This is a genomic window from Chryseobacterium indoltheticum, from assembly GCF_003815915.1.
GTDB lineage: Bacteria > Bacteroidota > Bacteroidia > Flavobacteriales > Weeksellaceae > Chryseobacterium > Chryseobacterium indoltheticum.
Genome location: NZ_CP033929.1, coordinates 862,000 through 878,812, shown reverse-complemented (window position 1 = coordinate 878,812; position 16,813 = coordinate 862,000). Strand labels below are relative to the sequence as shown.

The 16,813-nt window shown below is 34.3% G+C and carries 18 protein-coding genes; 13 read left to right on the top strand and 5 right to left on the bottom strand.

The genetic code is table 11. The annotated features are described in order from the left end of the window. Positions 1-5: 5 nt before the first annotated feature. Complete coding sequence (locus tag EG358_RS04165; protein ID WP_076557702.1) at positions 6-536, top strand: hypothetical protein; 531 nt, start codon at positions 6-8, stop codon at positions 534-536. Positions 537-574: 38 nt separating this feature from the next. On the opposite strand, the gene EG358_RS04160 is transcribed toward EG358_RS04165, so the two are convergent. Continuing rightward, complete coding sequence (locus tag EG358_RS04160; protein ID WP_076557700.1) at positions 575-1,141, bottom strand: hypothetical protein; 567 nt, start codon at positions 1,139-1,141, stop codon at positions 575-577. 111 nt (positions 1,142-1,252) lie between these two features. Beyond that, complete coding sequence (locus tag EG358_RS04155; protein ID WP_076557698.1) at positions 1,253-1,744, bottom strand: dihydrofolate reductase; 492 nt, start codon at positions 1,742-1,744, stop codon at positions 1,253-1,255. Between the two features lie 74 nt (positions 1,745-1,818). Here EG358_RS04155 and EG358_RS04150 point away from each other — a divergent pair, with 74 nt between their 5' ends. The 5 genes from EG358_RS04150 to EG358_RS04130 all read left to right on the top strand — a co-directional run bounded on the left by EG358_RS04150 (position 1,819) and on the right by EG358_RS04130 (position 6,251). Next, positions 1,819-2,427 (top strand): LemA family protein, encoded by a 609-nt coding sequence (locus EG358_RS04150; RefSeq protein ID WP_076557696.1) that lies wholly within the window; start codon positions 1,819-1,821, stop codon positions 2,425-2,427. Next, entirely contained in the window at positions 2,427-2,855 is a 429-nt protein-coding gene (locus EG358_RS04145; RefSeq protein WP_174565086.1) for a TPM domain-containing protein, read from the top strand. Before EG358_RS04150 ends, EG358_RS04145 begins: the two co-directional genes overlap by 1 nt. Next, entirely contained in the window at positions 2,836-3,639 is an 804-nt protein-coding gene (locus tag EG358_RS04140) for a TPM domain-containing protein (protein ID WP_076557692.1), read from the top strand. Before EG358_RS04145 ends, EG358_RS04140 begins: the two co-directional genes overlap by 20 nt. A gap of 205 nt (positions 3,640-3,844) precedes the next feature. Then, positions 3,845-4,366 (top strand): NAD(P)H-dependent oxidoreductase, encoded by a 522-nt coding sequence (locus EG358_RS04135; protein WP_076557690.1) that lies wholly within the window; start codon positions 3,845-3,847, stop codon positions 4,364-4,366. Between the two features lies 1 nt (position 4,367). Then, a complete protein-coding gene (locus tag EG358_RS04130) occupies positions 4,368-6,251 on the top strand; it encodes a monovalent cation:proton antiporter-2 (CPA2) family protein (RefSeq protein WP_076557688.1) in 1,884 nt (627 codons plus the stop codon). A gap of 1 nt (position 6,252) precedes the next feature. Here the strand turns inward: EG358_RS04130 and EG358_RS04125 are convergent, their stop codons facing one another. After that, positions 6,253-7,062 (bottom strand): head GIN domain-containing protein, encoded by an 810-nt coding sequence (locus tag EG358_RS04125; protein WP_076557685.1) that lies wholly within the window; start codon positions 7,060-7,062, stop codon positions 6,253-6,255. A 144-nt stretch (positions 7,063-7,206) separates the two neighbouring features. On the opposite strand from EG358_RS04125, the gene EG358_RS04120 reads away from it, so the two are divergent. From EG358_RS04120 to EG358_RS04105, 4 genes are all read left to right on the top strand, one after another. Further along, positions 7,207-9,348 (top strand): M3 family metallopeptidase, encoded by a 2,142-nt coding sequence (locus tag EG358_RS04120; protein ID WP_076557683.1) that lies wholly within the window; start codon positions 7,207-7,209, stop codon positions 9,346-9,348. 12 nt (positions 9,349-9,360) lie between these two features. Beyond that, positions 9,361-10,200, top strand: a complete 840-nt coding sequence (locus tag EG358_RS04115) for a hypothetical protein (protein WP_123890005.1) — start codon at positions 9,361-9,363, stop codon at positions 10,198-10,200. A 2-nt stretch (positions 10,201-10,202) separates the two neighbouring features. Further along, positions 10,203-10,625 carry a hypothetical protein gene (locus EG358_RS04110; RefSeq protein WP_076557679.1) on the top strand — a complete coding sequence of 141 codons (423 nt, stop codon included), beginning with the start codon at positions 10,203-10,205 and terminating at the stop codon, positions 10,623-10,625. Positions 10,626-10,789: 164 nt separating this feature from the next. Continuing rightward, positions 10,790-11,167, top strand: a complete 378-nt coding sequence (locus EG358_RS04105) for a YchJ family protein (protein WP_076557677.1) — start codon at positions 10,790-10,792, stop codon at positions 11,165-11,167. Positions 11,168-11,260: 93 nt separating this feature from the next. Here EG358_RS04105 and EG358_RS04100 read toward each other — a convergent pair whose 3' ends face one another. Together EG358_RS04100 and EG358_RS04095 are read right to left on the bottom strand one after the other, a co-directional pair. Then, on the bottom strand, positions 11,261-11,761 hold the full coding sequence (locus EG358_RS04100) for an FKBP-type peptidyl-prolyl cis-trans isomerase (RefSeq protein WP_076557675.1): 501 nt from the start codon (positions 11,759-11,761) through the stop codon (positions 11,261-11,263). Between the two features lie 104 nt (positions 11,762-11,865). Then, entirely contained in the window at positions 11,866-12,117 is a 252-nt protein-coding gene (locus tag EG358_RS04095) for a VF530 family protein (RefSeq protein WP_076557673.1), read from the bottom strand. Between the two features lie 118 nt (positions 12,118-12,235). On the opposite strand from EG358_RS04095, the gene EG358_RS19570 reads away from it, so the two are divergent. From EG358_RS19570 to EG358_RS04085, 3 genes are all read left to right on the top strand, one after another. Continuing rightward, positions 12,236-12,388: a hypothetical protein gene (locus tag EG358_RS19570; protein WP_164462476.1), complete on the top strand. Its 153-nt coding sequence runs from the start codon at positions 12,236-12,238 to the stop codon at positions 12,386-12,388. Beyond that, the gene (locus EG358_RS04090) at positions 12,385-13,596 is read left to right on the top strand and encodes a metallophosphoesterase family protein (RefSeq protein ID WP_076557669.1); all 1,212 of its coding nucleotides are present in this window, start codon (positions 12,385-12,387) and stop codon (positions 13,594-13,596) included. Before EG358_RS19570 ends, EG358_RS04090 begins: the two co-directional genes overlap by 4 nt. A gap of 158 nt (positions 13,597-13,754) precedes the next feature. Continuing rightward, positions 13,755-16,793, top strand: a complete 3,039-nt coding sequence (locus EG358_RS04085; protein WP_076557667.1) for an SbcC/MukB-like Walker B domain-containing protein — start codon at positions 13,755-13,757, stop codon at positions 16,791-16,793. Positions 16,794-16,813 lie beyond the last annotated feature (20 nt).

Here is a 16,813-nt window from a genome sequence, read left to right as displayed (position 1 = left end):
GTCTTATGATTGAAATTCTTAAAAACATTTATTCATTTTCATTCCATTTCCTGCCTTATTCTTTTGTATTAGCTTTCATTGGCGTAGTAATTCTATTGATTTCTAATATTGTTGAATCTCTGAAAAAGAATTCTGAAAAATTAAGGCTTACCGGAATATTTTTTCTATTGCAACTCTTTATATTCGCCATTATTTTAGTAATAATTCAAACAACAATTATTACTAAAATTAGAAATGAATTTATAATAATTCTTAAAAATCCCGACACACAGATCATTCAAAATGATCAAACGTTTGGAAAATTTACTTCTGCAGAAATGAAAATTGAGCTCCAGAAAATCAAAGAATCTCAACCACATCATTCGGGTACTGAAAGAGAGATGCAACTTGTATTATTAACTAATGGTAAAACGTATAATATAAAGGTTGCACAAGATGAGTATGATAAAAAAGAGTACTGGATATTTTTTGACAAGTATGGATTTGGACAAAGTAGTGAAGAAATCGGAAGAATCAAATCAGAAAAATTTAAATAAAAATAAAGCCGCAAATATAATCTGCGGCTTATGTATTTTTAAAACTTCCCTCTATTCCTCATATTAGGATTGTGCATATGCTTTTGCATCGTTGGCATTTTCAACTGATCTTTCAGCATTTTGATCTGATCGGCCATCATTCCTGCAGAGTCTAATCTTTTTGCTTCCTCCAAAAGTTTTTGCCCTTCCTGTCTTCTTCCTTTAGAAATCGCTCCGGCTGCCAAATTAAGTGTTGCCATTGCGCGGTCATGTTTCATATTCAAACCATAATCCAAAGCTTTTTTCATCAAAGGCTCCACTTGTGTAGGATGTTCCTGAGCTAAAACCAAACCTTGTAAATAATGGTAATATCCGTATTGATTTTTATGAAGTTCATTTTTATAATCTTTAATATTATTTAAAAACTTTGAAGCTTTAATCATGTCTTGTTTTCTCAATTGCCAAAAAGCTAAAAGGATGTTTTCGTTCTTGAAAAATAAGAAAATCGGCAATGCAGCCAAAAGGAAAATTACAATTCCCCAGCCTAAATTTCTTGTAAAAAACATCATATAAAGACCTCCGATAATCAGAAGTGCCGCAACTATGATTTTTATGTACTTATTCATTATTAAATTTTAGAAGTGCAAAGATAAGAAATTTGGTTGTTAGTTTTTAGTTGATAGGGAATGGTTTCTAATTAAATTTCCACACATTAAAAAACGATCAACCAACAACTATTAACCATTAACCTTTTCATACGTCTGAAAACAGAAATCGTATTGATTTTTTTCGTCTTTTTCGTGGCAGGTTTCTTCAGTTTTTTTCCAGATTTTGTCGTTGATTTTTGGAAAATAAGTATCAGCTTCAAGATTTGCTTTTACCAAAGTTACTTCAAGACGGTCTGCAATTTCCATGGTTTGTTCGTAGACATTTCCGCCTCCGATAATGAAGATGTTTTCATCTATTTTTTTTGCAAATTTCACCGCTTCTTTAATGCTTCCAACAATTAAAATACCTTCCTGAAACCAGTTTTTCTTTCTTGAAACAACAATATTGGTACGGTTGGGAAGTGCTTTTCCTATACTTTCATAGGTTTTTCTCCCCATAATAATCGGGTGTCCCGAAGTTAAGTCTTTAAAATGTTTTAAATCTTTGGGAAGATGCCACAATAACTGATTACCAGAACCAATCTCGTTTTTTTCTCCCATTGCCACCACAATTGTTGTCATTCAATAAATTTTCTGCAAAATTAGCACTTAATTTGTATATTTGGTTAGCACAAAAAATAATTAAAAATTAAACTATGAAAAATAAAGGTTGCTTGAGCGCCGGAACCATCGGCATTGCTCTTCTTATTATCGTTGGAGTACTTTTTTTCTGGGGAAAAAACGGTTACAACAACTTTGTAGCACAGGAACAAAAAGTTGATGCAAAATGGTCTAACGTACAAACGGTATATCAGAAAAGAGCCAACTTAATTCCCAATCTTGAAAGAACAGTAAAATCATATTCAAAATTTGAGCAGGAAACATTAACGAAAGTTGTGGAAGCCCGTTCAAAAGCAACTTCTATTAATATCAATCCTACCAATTTAACGGAAGAAGATATGGCAAGATTCCAGGCTGCACAAGGTGAACTTTCCGGAGCATTGAGCCGATTAATGGCCGTGGTAGAATCTTACCCAAATCTGAAAGCAGATCAGCAGTATATCAATTTCCAGAGAGAATATATTGCCATAGAAAACAGCATCAGAACAGAAACCGTGTACTACAACGATGCTGCGAGAGATTATAATATTTCGATCAAGCAGTTTCCTAATAATATTCTGGCAAATTTCACCAATTTCAAAGAAAAACCTTTATTTAAAGCACAAGCCGGAGCTGAAAATGCACCAAGTGTATTTACTGAATAATGAATCGTTTTTTAACAGATCAGCAAATTACTTCTCTTGTAGAAGCCATTCAATCGGCAGAGCAGCATTCTACCGGAGAAATCCGTGTACATATCGATTCTACGACAAACGATCAGATTGCGCAAACCGCTTTTGAGGTATTTAAAGAATTATGTAAAGATAAAACCGCCGAAAAAAACGCAGTACTTTTTCATGTCAATTTTGAGAAAAAATACTTAACGATCATCGGCGATTCTGGAATTCACGAAAAAGTACATCAATCGTATTGGGATCATCTGCATGATTATATTACCTCAGAATTTTCAAAAGGTCATTTTTATCAGGCTTTGAAAAGCGGAATTCTGGAAACCGGCTTAGAATTAAAAAAACATTTTCCAATAAAAGGAGAAAATCACAACGAATTACCCAATGAGATTACATTCTCTTAAAATATTTTTCACATTCATCTTAGTTTGCTGTTATGGTTTTTTATCAGCACAGTACACTATTCCTGAAAAACCTGCAGTTTTATACCCTGTTTATGACGAGGCAAATTTACTTACGGCGCAGGAAAAGAATGAACTGAATAACAAACTCATCAAATTCGCAGATTCTACCTCAACAGAAATTGAAATTATTATTATTCCATCCACAAAAGGTGAAGATGTGAATTATTTAGCAACAATGTTTGGTGAAAAATGGGGAATCGGCCAAAAAGATGTCGATAACGGAGTTGTTTTTCTGATTGCTAAAGACGACAGAACGATGTCGATTCAGCAGGGAAGAGCGGTGGAGCAATATTTAACAGCCTCAGTTGCCGGGCAGATTTTAGACTACATCGTTACGCCAAATTTCAGACAGGGAAAATGGTATGAAGGCATCAATGGAGGCACTAATGCTATCATGGAGGCGGTTCAGGGAAAATTCAAACCGATTGCTAGTAAGAATAAATCAGGAGATATAAGTGTTACAAAATTACTCATTATTGCCTTCGTTATTTTTATTATCCTCGCTATCTTTTTCGGAAACCGAGGCGGCGGAAACGATGACGACGGCGACATTATTCTAAGTCGCAGAGGACGAAGAAATTATCCCGGCGGATTTTTTCCATTCCCTTTTCCAGGAAGTTTTGGCGGCGGATTCGGTGGTGGAAGTTCCCGAGGCGGCGGTGGTTTTGGAGGATTCGGCAGCGGCGGAAGTTTTGGCGGTGGCGGAGCTTCCGGTGGATGGTAAAAAAATAAAATATGAAACTTCCGTCACATGGAACTGTTCTTATCTTTATCAACTTCAAACATGGAAAAGTAATTAAGCTTACACACGGAAAATAATTTTAATTCTATTCTTTAATTCTCTGTTTCCTCAATTAAAATTCAATTAAACTTATCATAATTATTCATATTTCTCTCAATTTTCATTATTTTTACTGAAAACGGGTTCTATGAAGAAAACGCTGGTGGTTTTTGCCCATCCTTATTTGGAACATTCTACCTCAAATGTGGAGTTAATCAATTTCTACGTTCGTCATCAACATTTTACACTTCGTGATCTGTACGAAGAATATCCCGATTTTCATATTGCAGCTTTCAGAGAACGGAAAAGACTGCAGCAATATGACCGTTTTATTTTTCAGTTTCCTATTATTTGGTTCGGAATTCCTCCTTTACTAAAATTATGGATTGATGAAGTTTTCGACAGAAACTGGATCAAAGAAGGCGAAAATAATCCTCTCGAAAACAAAGAAGTCTACATCGTTGTGACAACGGGCGGAAAAGAAAGATCATTTTCAAAAGAAGGAACTTACAAATATACCATCGACGAATTGATCAGCAGTTTGGTCGTTTCACTGAATGTTTTTAATGCCAATATCAAAGACATTACCGTCGTTTACGAAGCCAATAAATTGTCAAAAAAAGAAATTATTTTACAGAAAAAGAAATTTGTCGAAACCCTAAATCAATAATATGGAATCTACCTTAGCGATGAACACCTTACTCTTTTTGGGCGTTGCCATTATCATGGTTCCGTTGGCAAGAAAATTAGGGTTAAGCTCGGTGATTGGCTATATTTTAGGCGGAATTATCATCGGACCGTATGTTTTAAGATTAACCGGACATGATGTAAACAACATTATGCACGCCAGTGAATTTGGAGTTATCATGTTGCTTTTTTTAGTCGGATTAGAACTGGAACCGCGGAAATTCTGGGAAATGCGGAAGAAAATTGTAGGACTCGGTCTTACGCAGATGGCTCTTACCATTTCGATACTTTTCCTGATCTTTTTTTTGGCTGGCTGGAAAATCGACAAAGCCGTTACCATTGCCATGTGTTTTGCATTATCGTCAACTGCAATTGTTTTACAAACCTTACAGGAAAAAAATAATCTTAAAACTACAGCTGGCGAAGCTTCCTTTTCGACACTTTTATTTCAGGATATCGCTGTTATTCCTATTTTGGCGATTTTACCTGTCATCGCCAATTACAAAGCGAGGCATCATGATAATGAAGTTCAGATCTTAATTCAGAAACTTCCGGAATGGCTTCAGGCAGGAACCGTAATTTTTGGTGTAGTTATTTTAATCTTATTGGGAAGATATGTTTTTGTTCCCTTTTTAAGATACGTCTCAAAAGCAGGAATGACGGAATTATTAACTGCCTCTTCCCTATTTCTGGTGATAGGAGTTTCAGAATTAATGGTTGCTATCGGATTATCCCCGGCTTTAGGAGCATTTTTAGCAGGCGTCATGTTGGCAAACAGCGAGTTCCGTCATGAGCTGGAAGCACACATCGATCCGTTTAAAGGCCTTCTTCTTGCCGTATTTTTTGTAAGTGTTGGCTCTACGATGAATTTTAATGTGATCGCTCAAGATCCTGTTTTCATTTTCAGTACTGTTTTTGTCGTTTTAGCGGTGAAATTCTTTGTACTTTTTGCAATCGGAAAGTTCTTTAAAATTGATACTCCACAAAGTTTATTTTATGCTTTTGCCCTTTCCCAGGTTGGAGAATTTGCTTTTGTACTTATAAATTACGCTTCAGATCTTTATCTTTTTGATGCAAAAATGAATGCTCAAATGATGGCAGTAACTGCAATCACCATGTGTATTACACCAATTCTTTTAATTATTAATGACAGGCTGATTACTCCGAAGTTCATCAAAAAGATTCCGGAAGTAAAGTCAGATTTTGATATTCGTGATCGTAATATTTCACAGAAAAAAATCATCATTGTCGGTTTCGGTCACTTTGGAAGCACCGTAGGAAGACTTCTTAAGGCTAATAAAATATCAGCGACCGTTCTCGATAGAGATTCTGACAGGGTAAAACTATTGAGAAGTTACGGTTTTAAGGTCTATTATGGAGATGCAACAAGAATTCCCGTTTTGAGGGCTGCCGGAATTGAAGAAGCCGAAATTCTGGTTTTGTGTCTTGATGATCCCGACGATAATAGATTTGTTGCCGATTTGGTTCGTGAGCAATATCCTGATGTGAAAATATTTGTACGCGCTAAAAACAGAATAGATGCGTACGCTTATCTAGACAACGGAATTGATAATATTTACCGTGAAACATTAGGCACCGCTGTTGATATGGCCATTGATGTTTTACATGAAACCGGGATGCGAAAATATGCAGCAAGACGTCTTGGGCAAAGATTTATGGCAATCGATAAGGCATCAATCCGAAAATTGGCAAAGTCAAAAGATGACGAAGATATACGTCTTTTTACCACAAAAGAAATCCTCCAGCGAGAGGAGGATTTATTGGCTTATGATAATTTAAATTTTGAAAATAAAGACTGGGAAACCTCATCAACAGATGAAGACGAGGATGAAGAAACCCCACAATAAATTATTGCAGATATACGCTTCCACCACTGCTTTCTTCTTTGCTTACAGTAGTTACATTTCCTTTTTTGATACCTTTCACACTTCCGCCCGAAGATGCGTGGCCTTCAAATTTTGAGGAAACAGTAATTTCTATACTTGCCCCACTTGAAGATTCAGCTTTCACATTCTCTGCAACCACGTCTCTTGCAGAAATACCGCTTCCTGAAGATGAAGTAAGATTTGCATTCTTAGCTTTTCCTGAAATTGTAACATCTGCCGCTGAAGAAGCTTCAACACTAAGATTTACCGCCCAGATTTGCCCTTTGAAAGTAGCGCTGCTTCCCGCATCAATCTCCATATCATTGGCTTCAAGTTTCCCTGAAATATGAGCTGCACTAGAAATTTCGATATCTGTTTTCTCCTGCGTGAACTGATCTCTAACGACAATTATTGCTGCAGAGTTGGCCTCAAGTTTTTTAAAATCTTTAGCATAAATTTTTGCTTTCACATTATTCGTATTCATCACACGCACACCAGTTTTATAGTGAATATGAAGCTCACCGCCACTGTTATCTACCAAAACTTCATCAATAATATTTGCAGGTGCAGAAATTACCACTCGTTCAACATCAGATTTAATAATTTCAGCTTCAATAGCCTGAGAAACTTCTATTTCATTAAAATCTCCTTTAAATTCTTTTTGTTTTAAAGATCCGTGATCTTTATTGGTAACGTCGGGTAACCAAGTTGATTTCCCTTCTCTGTTCTCATTTTTCTTGCAAGAAGTGACAATCAGTAGTCCCGAAAAAAGTAAAATTGCTGTGTATTTCATGTTTTAATGTTTAGAAGTTTAGTTTTTAATATCTTTATACTTTAATAACAACTAAATTATAAAATCTCTTACAATTGACAATAAAACAATTTTTAAAATCAAAAAGAGATTCTATATAACCTTTAAAATAATAAACATTTGCCCATGAAAAATATTTCATCAGTATTGTTAATTTCTGCTTTGGCATTCAATTATTCTTGTACCACAATGAAAACAAACGACATAAAACAGGAAATGCCTGTTCCGGACGCATCACTTTCTTCCAATCCTTTTATGAAGAAAAGCAAACTTCAGTATGAAGCTCCCGAGTTTGATAAAATTAAAAATGAACATTTCAAGCCGGCATTCGAATTTGGATTAAAACAACACGATGCCGAAATTTTGAAAATCTCAAACAATAGCGAAGCTGCAACTTTTGAAAACACCATTGTTGCATTAGAAAAAAGCGGTGAAGTTTTGAAAAGAACATTTATCACATTTTCAAATCTAACAAGTGCGAATACAAATCCTACTTTACAGGCTTTGGATGAAGAATATGCACCAATTTTCGCAGCACATTCTGATAAAATGTTCCTCAATGAAAATCTTTATAAAAGAATTAAATCAATCACAGAAAACGGTTTAGATTCTGAAAGCAAAAGATTATTACAATTCTACAAACAAAATTTTGAAATCGCAGGTGCTAATCTTTCTGCGGCTGACAAAGAAAAATTAAAGCAAGTCAATCAGGAATTGGCATCACTTTCCACTCAATATTCAAATAAATTATTGGAAGCGAGAAAGCAAGGTGGCGTTTTCTTTTCTGATGCTAAAGAATTAGACGGTCTTTCAACAGATGAAATTGAAGCTGCTGCAAGCAACGCAAAAAATGCAGGACAACCCGGAAAATATCTTTTAGCTTTACAGAACACCACGCAACAGCCCCTTTTGCAAAATCTGAAAAACAGAGCAACAAGAGAAAAACTATTCAAAGCATCGTGGCAAAGAGCTGAAAAAGGTGATGCAAACGATACTCGTGAAACCATTGAAAAATTAGCAAAACTAAGACTTAAAAAAGCTCAGATTTTAGGTAAAAAAAGTTTTTCAGAATGGAAATTGCAGGATCAGATGGCCAAAAATCCTGAAGCTGCTGTAAAGTTGATGAATCAAATTGCAACTCCGGCGGTAGAAACGGCAAGACGTGAAGCAAAAGACATTCAGGATCTGATCGATCAGCAAAAAGGAGGTTTTAAAGTAGAACCTTGGGACTGGAATTTCTATGCTGAACAGGTAAGAAAAGCAAAATTTGATTTAGATGAAAATCAGATTAAACCTTATTTTGAAATTACAACCGTTCTTGAAAAAGGAGTTTTCTTCGCTGCCGAAAAATTCTATGGATTAACGTTTAAGAAAAGAACAGATCTTCCGGTTTATCATCCAGATGTTGTAACCTACGAAGTTTTCGATCATGACGGAAAATCTATTGCCATTTATTATCTTGATTTCTACACAAGAGATTCTAAAAGTGGCGGAGCGTGGATGAGCAACTACGTTGAGCAATCTTATCTTTTAGGAACAAAACCTGTAATTGTAAACTGTTATAATTATCAGAAACCGGCTCCGGGAAAACCGTCTTTAATTAGTTATGATGATGTTTCAACGATTTTCCATGAGTTTGGTCACTCTATCCACGGAATGTTTGCGAGCCAGAAATATCCATCACTTTCAGGAACTAATGTACCGAGAGATTTTGTGGAATTCCCTTCTCAGATTAACGAACATTGGGCTTTAGATCCTGTAGTTCTGAAAAATTATGCAATTCATTACGAAACAAAACAACCCATTCCACAGGCTTTGGTTGATAAAATTAAAAAAGCATCTACATTTAACCAAGGCTATATGACGACAGAATTGGTTTCTGCAGCTGCTTTAGATATGGATTGGCATTCGGTAACCAGCGAAAATCAATTGCTTTCTGTTTTAGATTTTGAAAAACAGTCTTTAGCTAGCCACGGATTTACTTTGGCAACTGTTCCTCCGAGATATCATACCCCTTATTTTGCACACATTTGGGGCGGTGGATATTCTGCAGGATATTACGCTTATTTATGGTCTGAAACTTTAGATAATGACGCTTGGGAATGGATTAAAAATAATGGTGGTCTTACAAGAGAAAACGGTGACCGTTTCAGAAAATACATTCTTTCTGTAGGAAATTCTGTAGATCTAAATCAGGCATTCAGAGATTTTACAGGTCACGATCCGGATATTAAGCCGTTGTTGAGAAACAGAGGTTTTATTAAATAAAAAATATCATAAATGATATCAAATATTGGTGTAAAAGCAACCTTCTTTTCATCCATAATTATTCTGACTTGTTTCACAATGAAAAATAAAAGATTTGAAAACAAGTCAGAATCTTTTTATTATGTCATATATGATACGATACCCTATAAAGAATTAGCCAAAATTTTTAGCGACGAAAAAAAATATTGGGATTCAACATGTCAATCGGAAACCAAGAGAGCAGCAGCAGATATTGAAAAAAACAAATTGGTTTTCTTTCACTATTTTGGAATGGTAGAAGAACATAAAGGGAATGCAGAAATGAACGAATTATTAAAAAAATATAATATTGAAGTTGATACTACATTAAGCTATTGTACCGTTCCTTCAAATATTCAAAATTGTTACGCTCGCATAATGCAGGAAGAGATTGATATAAAATACGGTTCAACATTTATTGATTCACTGCGATCAATAGCAGAAATTCAGTTTGTAAAGACAAATCCTGATAAAATTTACAGATTTGAAGAATGTGACTGGGTTTCCCGATATCCTGGCGATAAGGATTATAATGACTTTTTCACCACTAGCAAAAAACATTTCTGGCAAAATGTAGAGTATCCCAATGATTTTGAATTTAGAAAAGATAATGAACTTTATTCCTCTATGTCTGCGGGTTTCATCTTATATAAAACCGGGAAAATTTCAGACACTAAAATTGATATTACCTTTCAAAATAAAAAAAACTACAGATATTCGTCTTATTTCATAAATGAATTAAAAGAATTCGTTCAGAAAACAAAATGGATTCCAGCAAAAAGTTCAGGAATACCAGTAAACAGCGAGATGAGAATGACAATACATTTTAAATAAATATGAAAAAAATTATTTTAAGCACACTAATTTTAGTATTTGGGACTATTTATGCACAAAAAACCAAGCCGCAATCCAATAAAATTGACAAAAAACTCGTCGGATTGTGGAAAGGTAGCGAAAAAGACCAACAGATTGATGGAATGGAAAAACTGTGGGTAATGGACAGAAAAGAAGACGGAACTTTCACCCTTATTTTTACTACAGTTCAGAACTGTGAAATAAATCAGCACATTGAGAAAGGACAATGGTGGGTAGAAAATGGCGAATTTCATGAACTTCATTTTAATTCAGGGAATACAGATGTTTATACTTACGAAGTTCCTGACAAATCACATATAAAGTTTAAATCAAAAAACATGTCAATGGATATGATAAATAACGAATATTCTTTTGTTGATACAAAAATTGAAGATGAAAATTAATAAAAACAAGTGAGAAGCATTCTAAGAATTGCTTCTTTTTTTTTAAACGCAAATATTTTTAAGAGTGCCCAATTTATAAAACGTGCAAAATCAACGAGAGATAAAGCTTTATGAAATTAGCGCAAAAATATTCGTGTACATTTGTATTTTAAAATTTCAAAAAAATGATCTGTCCTTGCTGCTCAGGAAAACCATACGAAGAATGTTGTAAACCTTACCATACTGGAGAAAAATACGCTCCAACGGCTGAAGCTTTGATGCGCTCGAGATTTTCTGCATTTGCTATTCCCAATGGAAAATATTTAATGGAAACAACTTCTCCCGGGAAAAGGCAATTCCACAATACAAAAGATTTGCAGGAATGGGGCGAAATCAACGAATGGACGAAGTTGGAAATTGTGAATAAACCATCAATGAATAAAGTAGAATTTAAAGCATATTACACTGATGAAGACGGGCAAAAACAAATGCATCACGAATTATCAACATTTAAAACGATACAGAACCGCTGGTTTTATGTGAGCGGAGAGTTTTTAGACTAACCAAAAAAACTTTTGCGTTAAAAAGCTCTTCCTATTTTAATCAAAAAAAATGTCCGAAAAAATCGGACATTTCATATTGTATGTAAATATTTTTTAGTGAGCCTCGTTTCCGTCAATTCCATGAGCGTGACCGTGAGACAACTCCTCTTCTGTTGCAGGTCGAGTATTTAAAATTTCCACCTGGAAATCTAAAACTTTCCCAGCCATTGGGTGATTAAGATCTGCCACAACAACTTCCGGAGTAACTTCTACTACAAAAGCCTGGAAATTGTTCCCTTGGTTATCAGATAAAGGCAAAATAGCTCCGATTGGTGGAACTCCAGATTCTGCAAACATATCGATTGGCAATTGTGCGATAGCATCGTCTTGCTTTTCGCCATAAGCTTCTTCCGGCTGAATTACAAAAGCAGCTTTATCACCAGCTTTCAATCCAAGGATATTTTGTTCAAATTTTGGGATCATCATTCCCATACCGTATAAAAATGTAAGCGGATTTTCTGCAGTTGTTTCTTCTACAAGGATTTTGCTTCCATCCTCTTCGATAGTGTGAAGAATGTACTTTACAGCTACCACATGATTGTTATCAATAGTCATATTTCTTTTTTTGCGTGATTTTTTTCACGATTAAACGGCACAAAGATACTGTTTTTGAAATGATTGATTAAGGAAATGCATGTAAAGAAAGAATCTTAAACATACTATTTCCTGTTTTTTGATTCCGCCTTCTTTTTCTGTCTTAAAACATACAAATACAAACTCTCTACTTTTGCTCTTGCCCAATCTGTCTTTCTCAAAAACTTCAATGAAGAATTAATGCTTGGATTATCTGTAAAGCATTTGATATTGATTTGTTTCCCCAATTCCTCAAAACCCTGATAATATTCTACCAGCTCTTCGAGAATGGCATCGAGACGTTTTCCGTGTAAAGGATCTTTTGATTTTTCTTCCATAACGCAGTAAAATTAAATATTTTATCAGACTTAATACTAAAATTGTTTATACTCTTAATCTTTAGTATTTTTGATGAAGGTATTTCTCACTTATAAAAATCAATCATTCCGAAAAAACATGAGCAAGAATAACGAAGCGAACAGGAAAAAAAATAAAAAGCAAATCGATCAGAAAAAGCGCAAAATACAAAATGCGGAAGCAGAAAGAAAAGCACGTTTGAAACAAATTCGTGAAGATTTTAAAGCAAAAGAAGCCGATAACAAACTATGAAAGTCCTCCACACCGCCGATTGGCATTTGGGTAAACGTCTCGACCGTTTTTCTAGATTAGAAGAACAGGTTTTGGTGATGAACGAAATTGTTGATATCGCAGATCGTGAAAATGTTGACTTGGTTCTGGTTGCCGGAGATTTATTCGACAATTTCAATCCGAGTGTTGAAGCGACAGAACTTTTTTATAAAACTTTAAAACGTTTATCATTAAACGGGAAACGTCCGGTTATCGCAATTTCCGGAAATCACGATTCGCCAAGTTTGATTGACGCGCCCGATCCTCTCGCTCGCGAATGCGGAATTATTTTAATCGGACACCCAAAAGCTAGAGTTCATCCTTTTGAGCTGAAACATTTTAAAATTTCAAAATCAGCAGAAGGATTTATTGAACTGGAATTTAAAAATCAAGATTTCCCTGTCAGAATTTTGCATACTCCTTATGCCAATGAAATTCGTTTGAAAGAATATTTTGGGGAAAACAAAGAAGAAGAACTTAATAGAGTTTTAGCTGAAAACTGGAGAAAAACTGCTGATGAATTTTGTGATCAAAATGGTATTAATCTTTTGATAACGCATTTGTATATGAACAAAAAAGGTGCTCCGATTTTGGAAGAACCGGAAGGCGAAAAACCCATTAAAATAGGAAATGCAGACCTTGTTTTTTCAGATATTATTCCGCATCAGATTCAATATACAGCTTTAGGACATTTGCATGGTTTTCAAAATATAGGAACTGAAGAAAAACCCGTTGTTTATTCTTCTTCGCCTTTGTGTTACAGTTTTAGTGAGGCCGGACAAACCAAATATATTTCCATTATTGAAGCAGAACCTAATAAAAACGTTTCATTTGAAAAAATAGCGTTACAAAACGGTAAAAAACTATTCAGGAAAACTTTTGATTCCATTGAAAATACTATTGGATGGCTAAATGAAAATCCAAATACTTTAGTTGAATTGACCTTGGAAAGTGAAACCTTTTTAAAAGCCGAAGAGAGAAAACTCATCTATCGATCTCACAACGGAATTATACATCTCATTCCAAAAGTGAAAAATCAGGATTTTAATGAAAACCAATTGAGTGAAATTAACCTGAATCAGGATATTCAAACTTTATTCAATGATTATTTTAAATCTAAAAATGGCGGTCAGGAAGCCAATGAAGAGCTCCTTAATTTGTTTAACGAAATTGCTTCAAATAATTCATAATTTTTTAACCGCAAAAGAGACAAAAGATTTTAATTCTTTATGAGATGTTCAAAAGTTCCCAAAACTAAGTTTCATACATTCTGTTGACTTTTGGCTCACTTATTTTCAATATTTTCTTTTGTCTCTTTTGAAGTTAATTAAAAAATATATTCATAAAAATGATTCCAATTCAATTGACTTTAGAAGGTCTTTATTCTTATCAGGAACGTCAGAAGATCGATTTTGAAAACCTTACGCAAGCTGGTCTTTTCGGCATTTTTGGTTCGGTTGGTTCCGGGAAATCTTCTATTTTGGAAGCCATTTCGTTTGCTTTGTACGGCGAAACGGAGCGCCTCAATTCCAGAGACAAGCGTGCCTATAATATGATGAATTTGAAATCGAATAAATCTTACATTGAGTTTGATTTCATCAATTTTGAAAATAAAAAATTCCGTGCTACAAGAGAGTTCAAACGTAATTCTAAAAACTTTGAAGATGTAAAAACTCCGACCGTCACTTTCTATGGATGGAAAAATGAAAATTGGATTCCGCTAGAACATTCCGATGCTGAAAAACTCATTGGTTTGAGTTATGCGAATTTTAAGCGAACCATCATCATTCCACAAGGTCAGTTTAAAGAATTTCTGGAATTGGGAGCAACAGACAGAACGAATATGATGAAGGAAATTTTCAGCCTCCAGCGTTTTGATCTGCAGAATAATGTATCAGCTTTAAATGCTAAAAACAAATCTGAACTCGACCAATTAGAAGGTCAGCTAAAAGGTTTTGAAGAAGTGAATGAAGAGCAGGTTTCAGCTCAAAAGGAACATTTAAAACTGGAACAACAGAAATTTGATGAGGCAAATAAAACATTCAAAAAAACAGAAGAAAAGTATCTAAAACTAAAAGGTCTGAAAGAAGATTTTGAAGTTTTTAATCATAAAAAAACTGAGTTTGAAAAACTGAATCAACAGAAAACTGAAATCGATATTTTAGAAGCAAAAACTGAATTATTCGACAAAATTTTCAGAATCTTCACGCCACTGATTTCCGAAAAAAATAAGCTTGCAAAAGAAATTTCTGAGCAGCAGAAAAGTAAAGAAGACCAACTTAAAATTGTACAGGAAACTGAAATTCGGTTTGAAGATATAAAAATTAAACTTTCGGCAATTCAACCTCAATATGAAGCATTAAATCAGTCTAAAATTCAGGAAAATGATTTGGGTTTGATCTTACAAATGCAGAGATTTTCTGGAGAAATTGAAACCTTAAAAGAACGAACAAAAAAAGGTTCGGAAAAAGTAAAAGAAGTTGAAGGCAATCAGAAATTAATTCAGCAAAAAGTTGAAGAATTTTCTAAAAATGCAGAACTTTTAAAACCTAAAAAATTAGATTCCAGTTTATTATTACATGTCGGAAATTGGTTTTCTGAAAAGAAAAAATTAGTTGAAACCAAGCAAATACAATTTGAAAAGACCAATACTAAAAAAGCTGAAATTACCAGAATCTCTGAGGAGTTAAAACCTTTCAATATCAATCCTGAAACTTTTAGAAATGATTTTAAAACTCAGATTGAAAATTTAGAAAATCAGAAAAAAGTACTCTCTGACAAACGCAATCAATTGGAAGTTCAGCAAAAACTAGCTCATTTTGCCAACGAATTGCACGACGGAGAATCTTGCCCGCTTTGTGGTGCTTTAGAACATCCGAATATTGTAGAATTTGATGATGTGAATTCTGAATTAAACGAAATTCAAAAACAGATTGAGCAAATTGAAATTCAAAAAGATCAGATTCAAAAACAATCTTTAGAAATAGAAAAAATTCTTGACCGCAAAAAGATTTTCGAGGAACAATTAAAATCGGAAGAAGAGAGCTTAAAGCAGATTCAAATCAACATTGAAGAGCATTTAAAAAACTTTAATTGGAAAGAATTTAATGCAGAAAATCAAAATGATTTTGAAGAAAAACGACAGCAATCTTTTACTATTGAAAAACAGATCGATGAACTCAATCAGCAAATCGGTCTGGAACAAAAAAACCTGAAGAAAGAGCGAGAAAATCTTGATAATTACAATAAAGCTTTAGAAAAATTTAAGCTTGATGAAGCGAAAAAAGAAGAGCAAATCAAAACAAATGAAGCCAATTTAAAACTTTTAAGCTGGCTTGATTACGAGAAAAAACCAATCGCTGAAACCGAAAAAATCTACAATAAATTATCACAATCGAATCGTGAAACTGAAGAGAATTATCAAAAACTAAATAAGGAAAAAGAAGAAATTTCGCCAAAATTAGCTGAACAAAAAACAATCGCCAATCAGCTGGAAACACGAATCTCTGAACTTGAAAAAGAAATTTCAGAAAATGAAAATCTGATTAAAAAAGCTTTATCCGAACAGAAATTCAGCACTTTAGAAGAAATTCAGGAAATTCTCATACTGGAAATTAATGTTCAGGAAACAAGAAATAAAATTCAGCAATTCAGAATTACTTTTGAGATTTTAAAAAACAGCATTCTTGAACTTGAAGCCAAACTGAAAGATCTCTCTTTCGATCGGGAAGAATTTTTAACCCTTGAAAACCAGCTCAAAAGTTTTGAAAATGATTTGAAAACCGCCAATGATTCTGTCGTAAAAATTGCCACCGAAATTGAAAGACTGGAAAAAGAATTTAAGAAAAAAGAAGATCTTTTAAAAGATTTAGCCAGCCTTCAAAAACGTGGCGAAAATCTGAAAATCATGACCAATCTCTTTAAAGGAGCTGGTTTTGTGCAGTATATTTCATCTATTTATCTTCGTCAATTGTGTGATCATGCGAATGTACGTTTTCATCGAATGACCCGAAACCAACTGAGTTTGCAACTGAACGAAAATCATGATTTTGAAATCATCGATTACCTAAATGAAGGCCGAAGCAGAAGTGTAAAAACGCTTTCTGGAGGACAATCTTTTCAGGTTTCGCTGAGTCTCGCTTTGGCATTGGCAGAAAGTGTACAAACTCATGCGCAGTCTGAGAAAAACTTCTTTTTCATCGATGAAGGCTTCGGAACCCAAGATCTGGAGTCGGTAAATATCGTATTTGAAACATTGATGAATCTTCAAAAAGAGAACAGAATCGTGGGGATTATTTCGCACGTTGAAGAACTGAAAGAAAAAATTCCGGTTTCGCTGAACATTACAAAAGATGAGGAACGGGGAAGCATAATTGAAATTGTTTAAAAAAACTTCACCTTACTTTA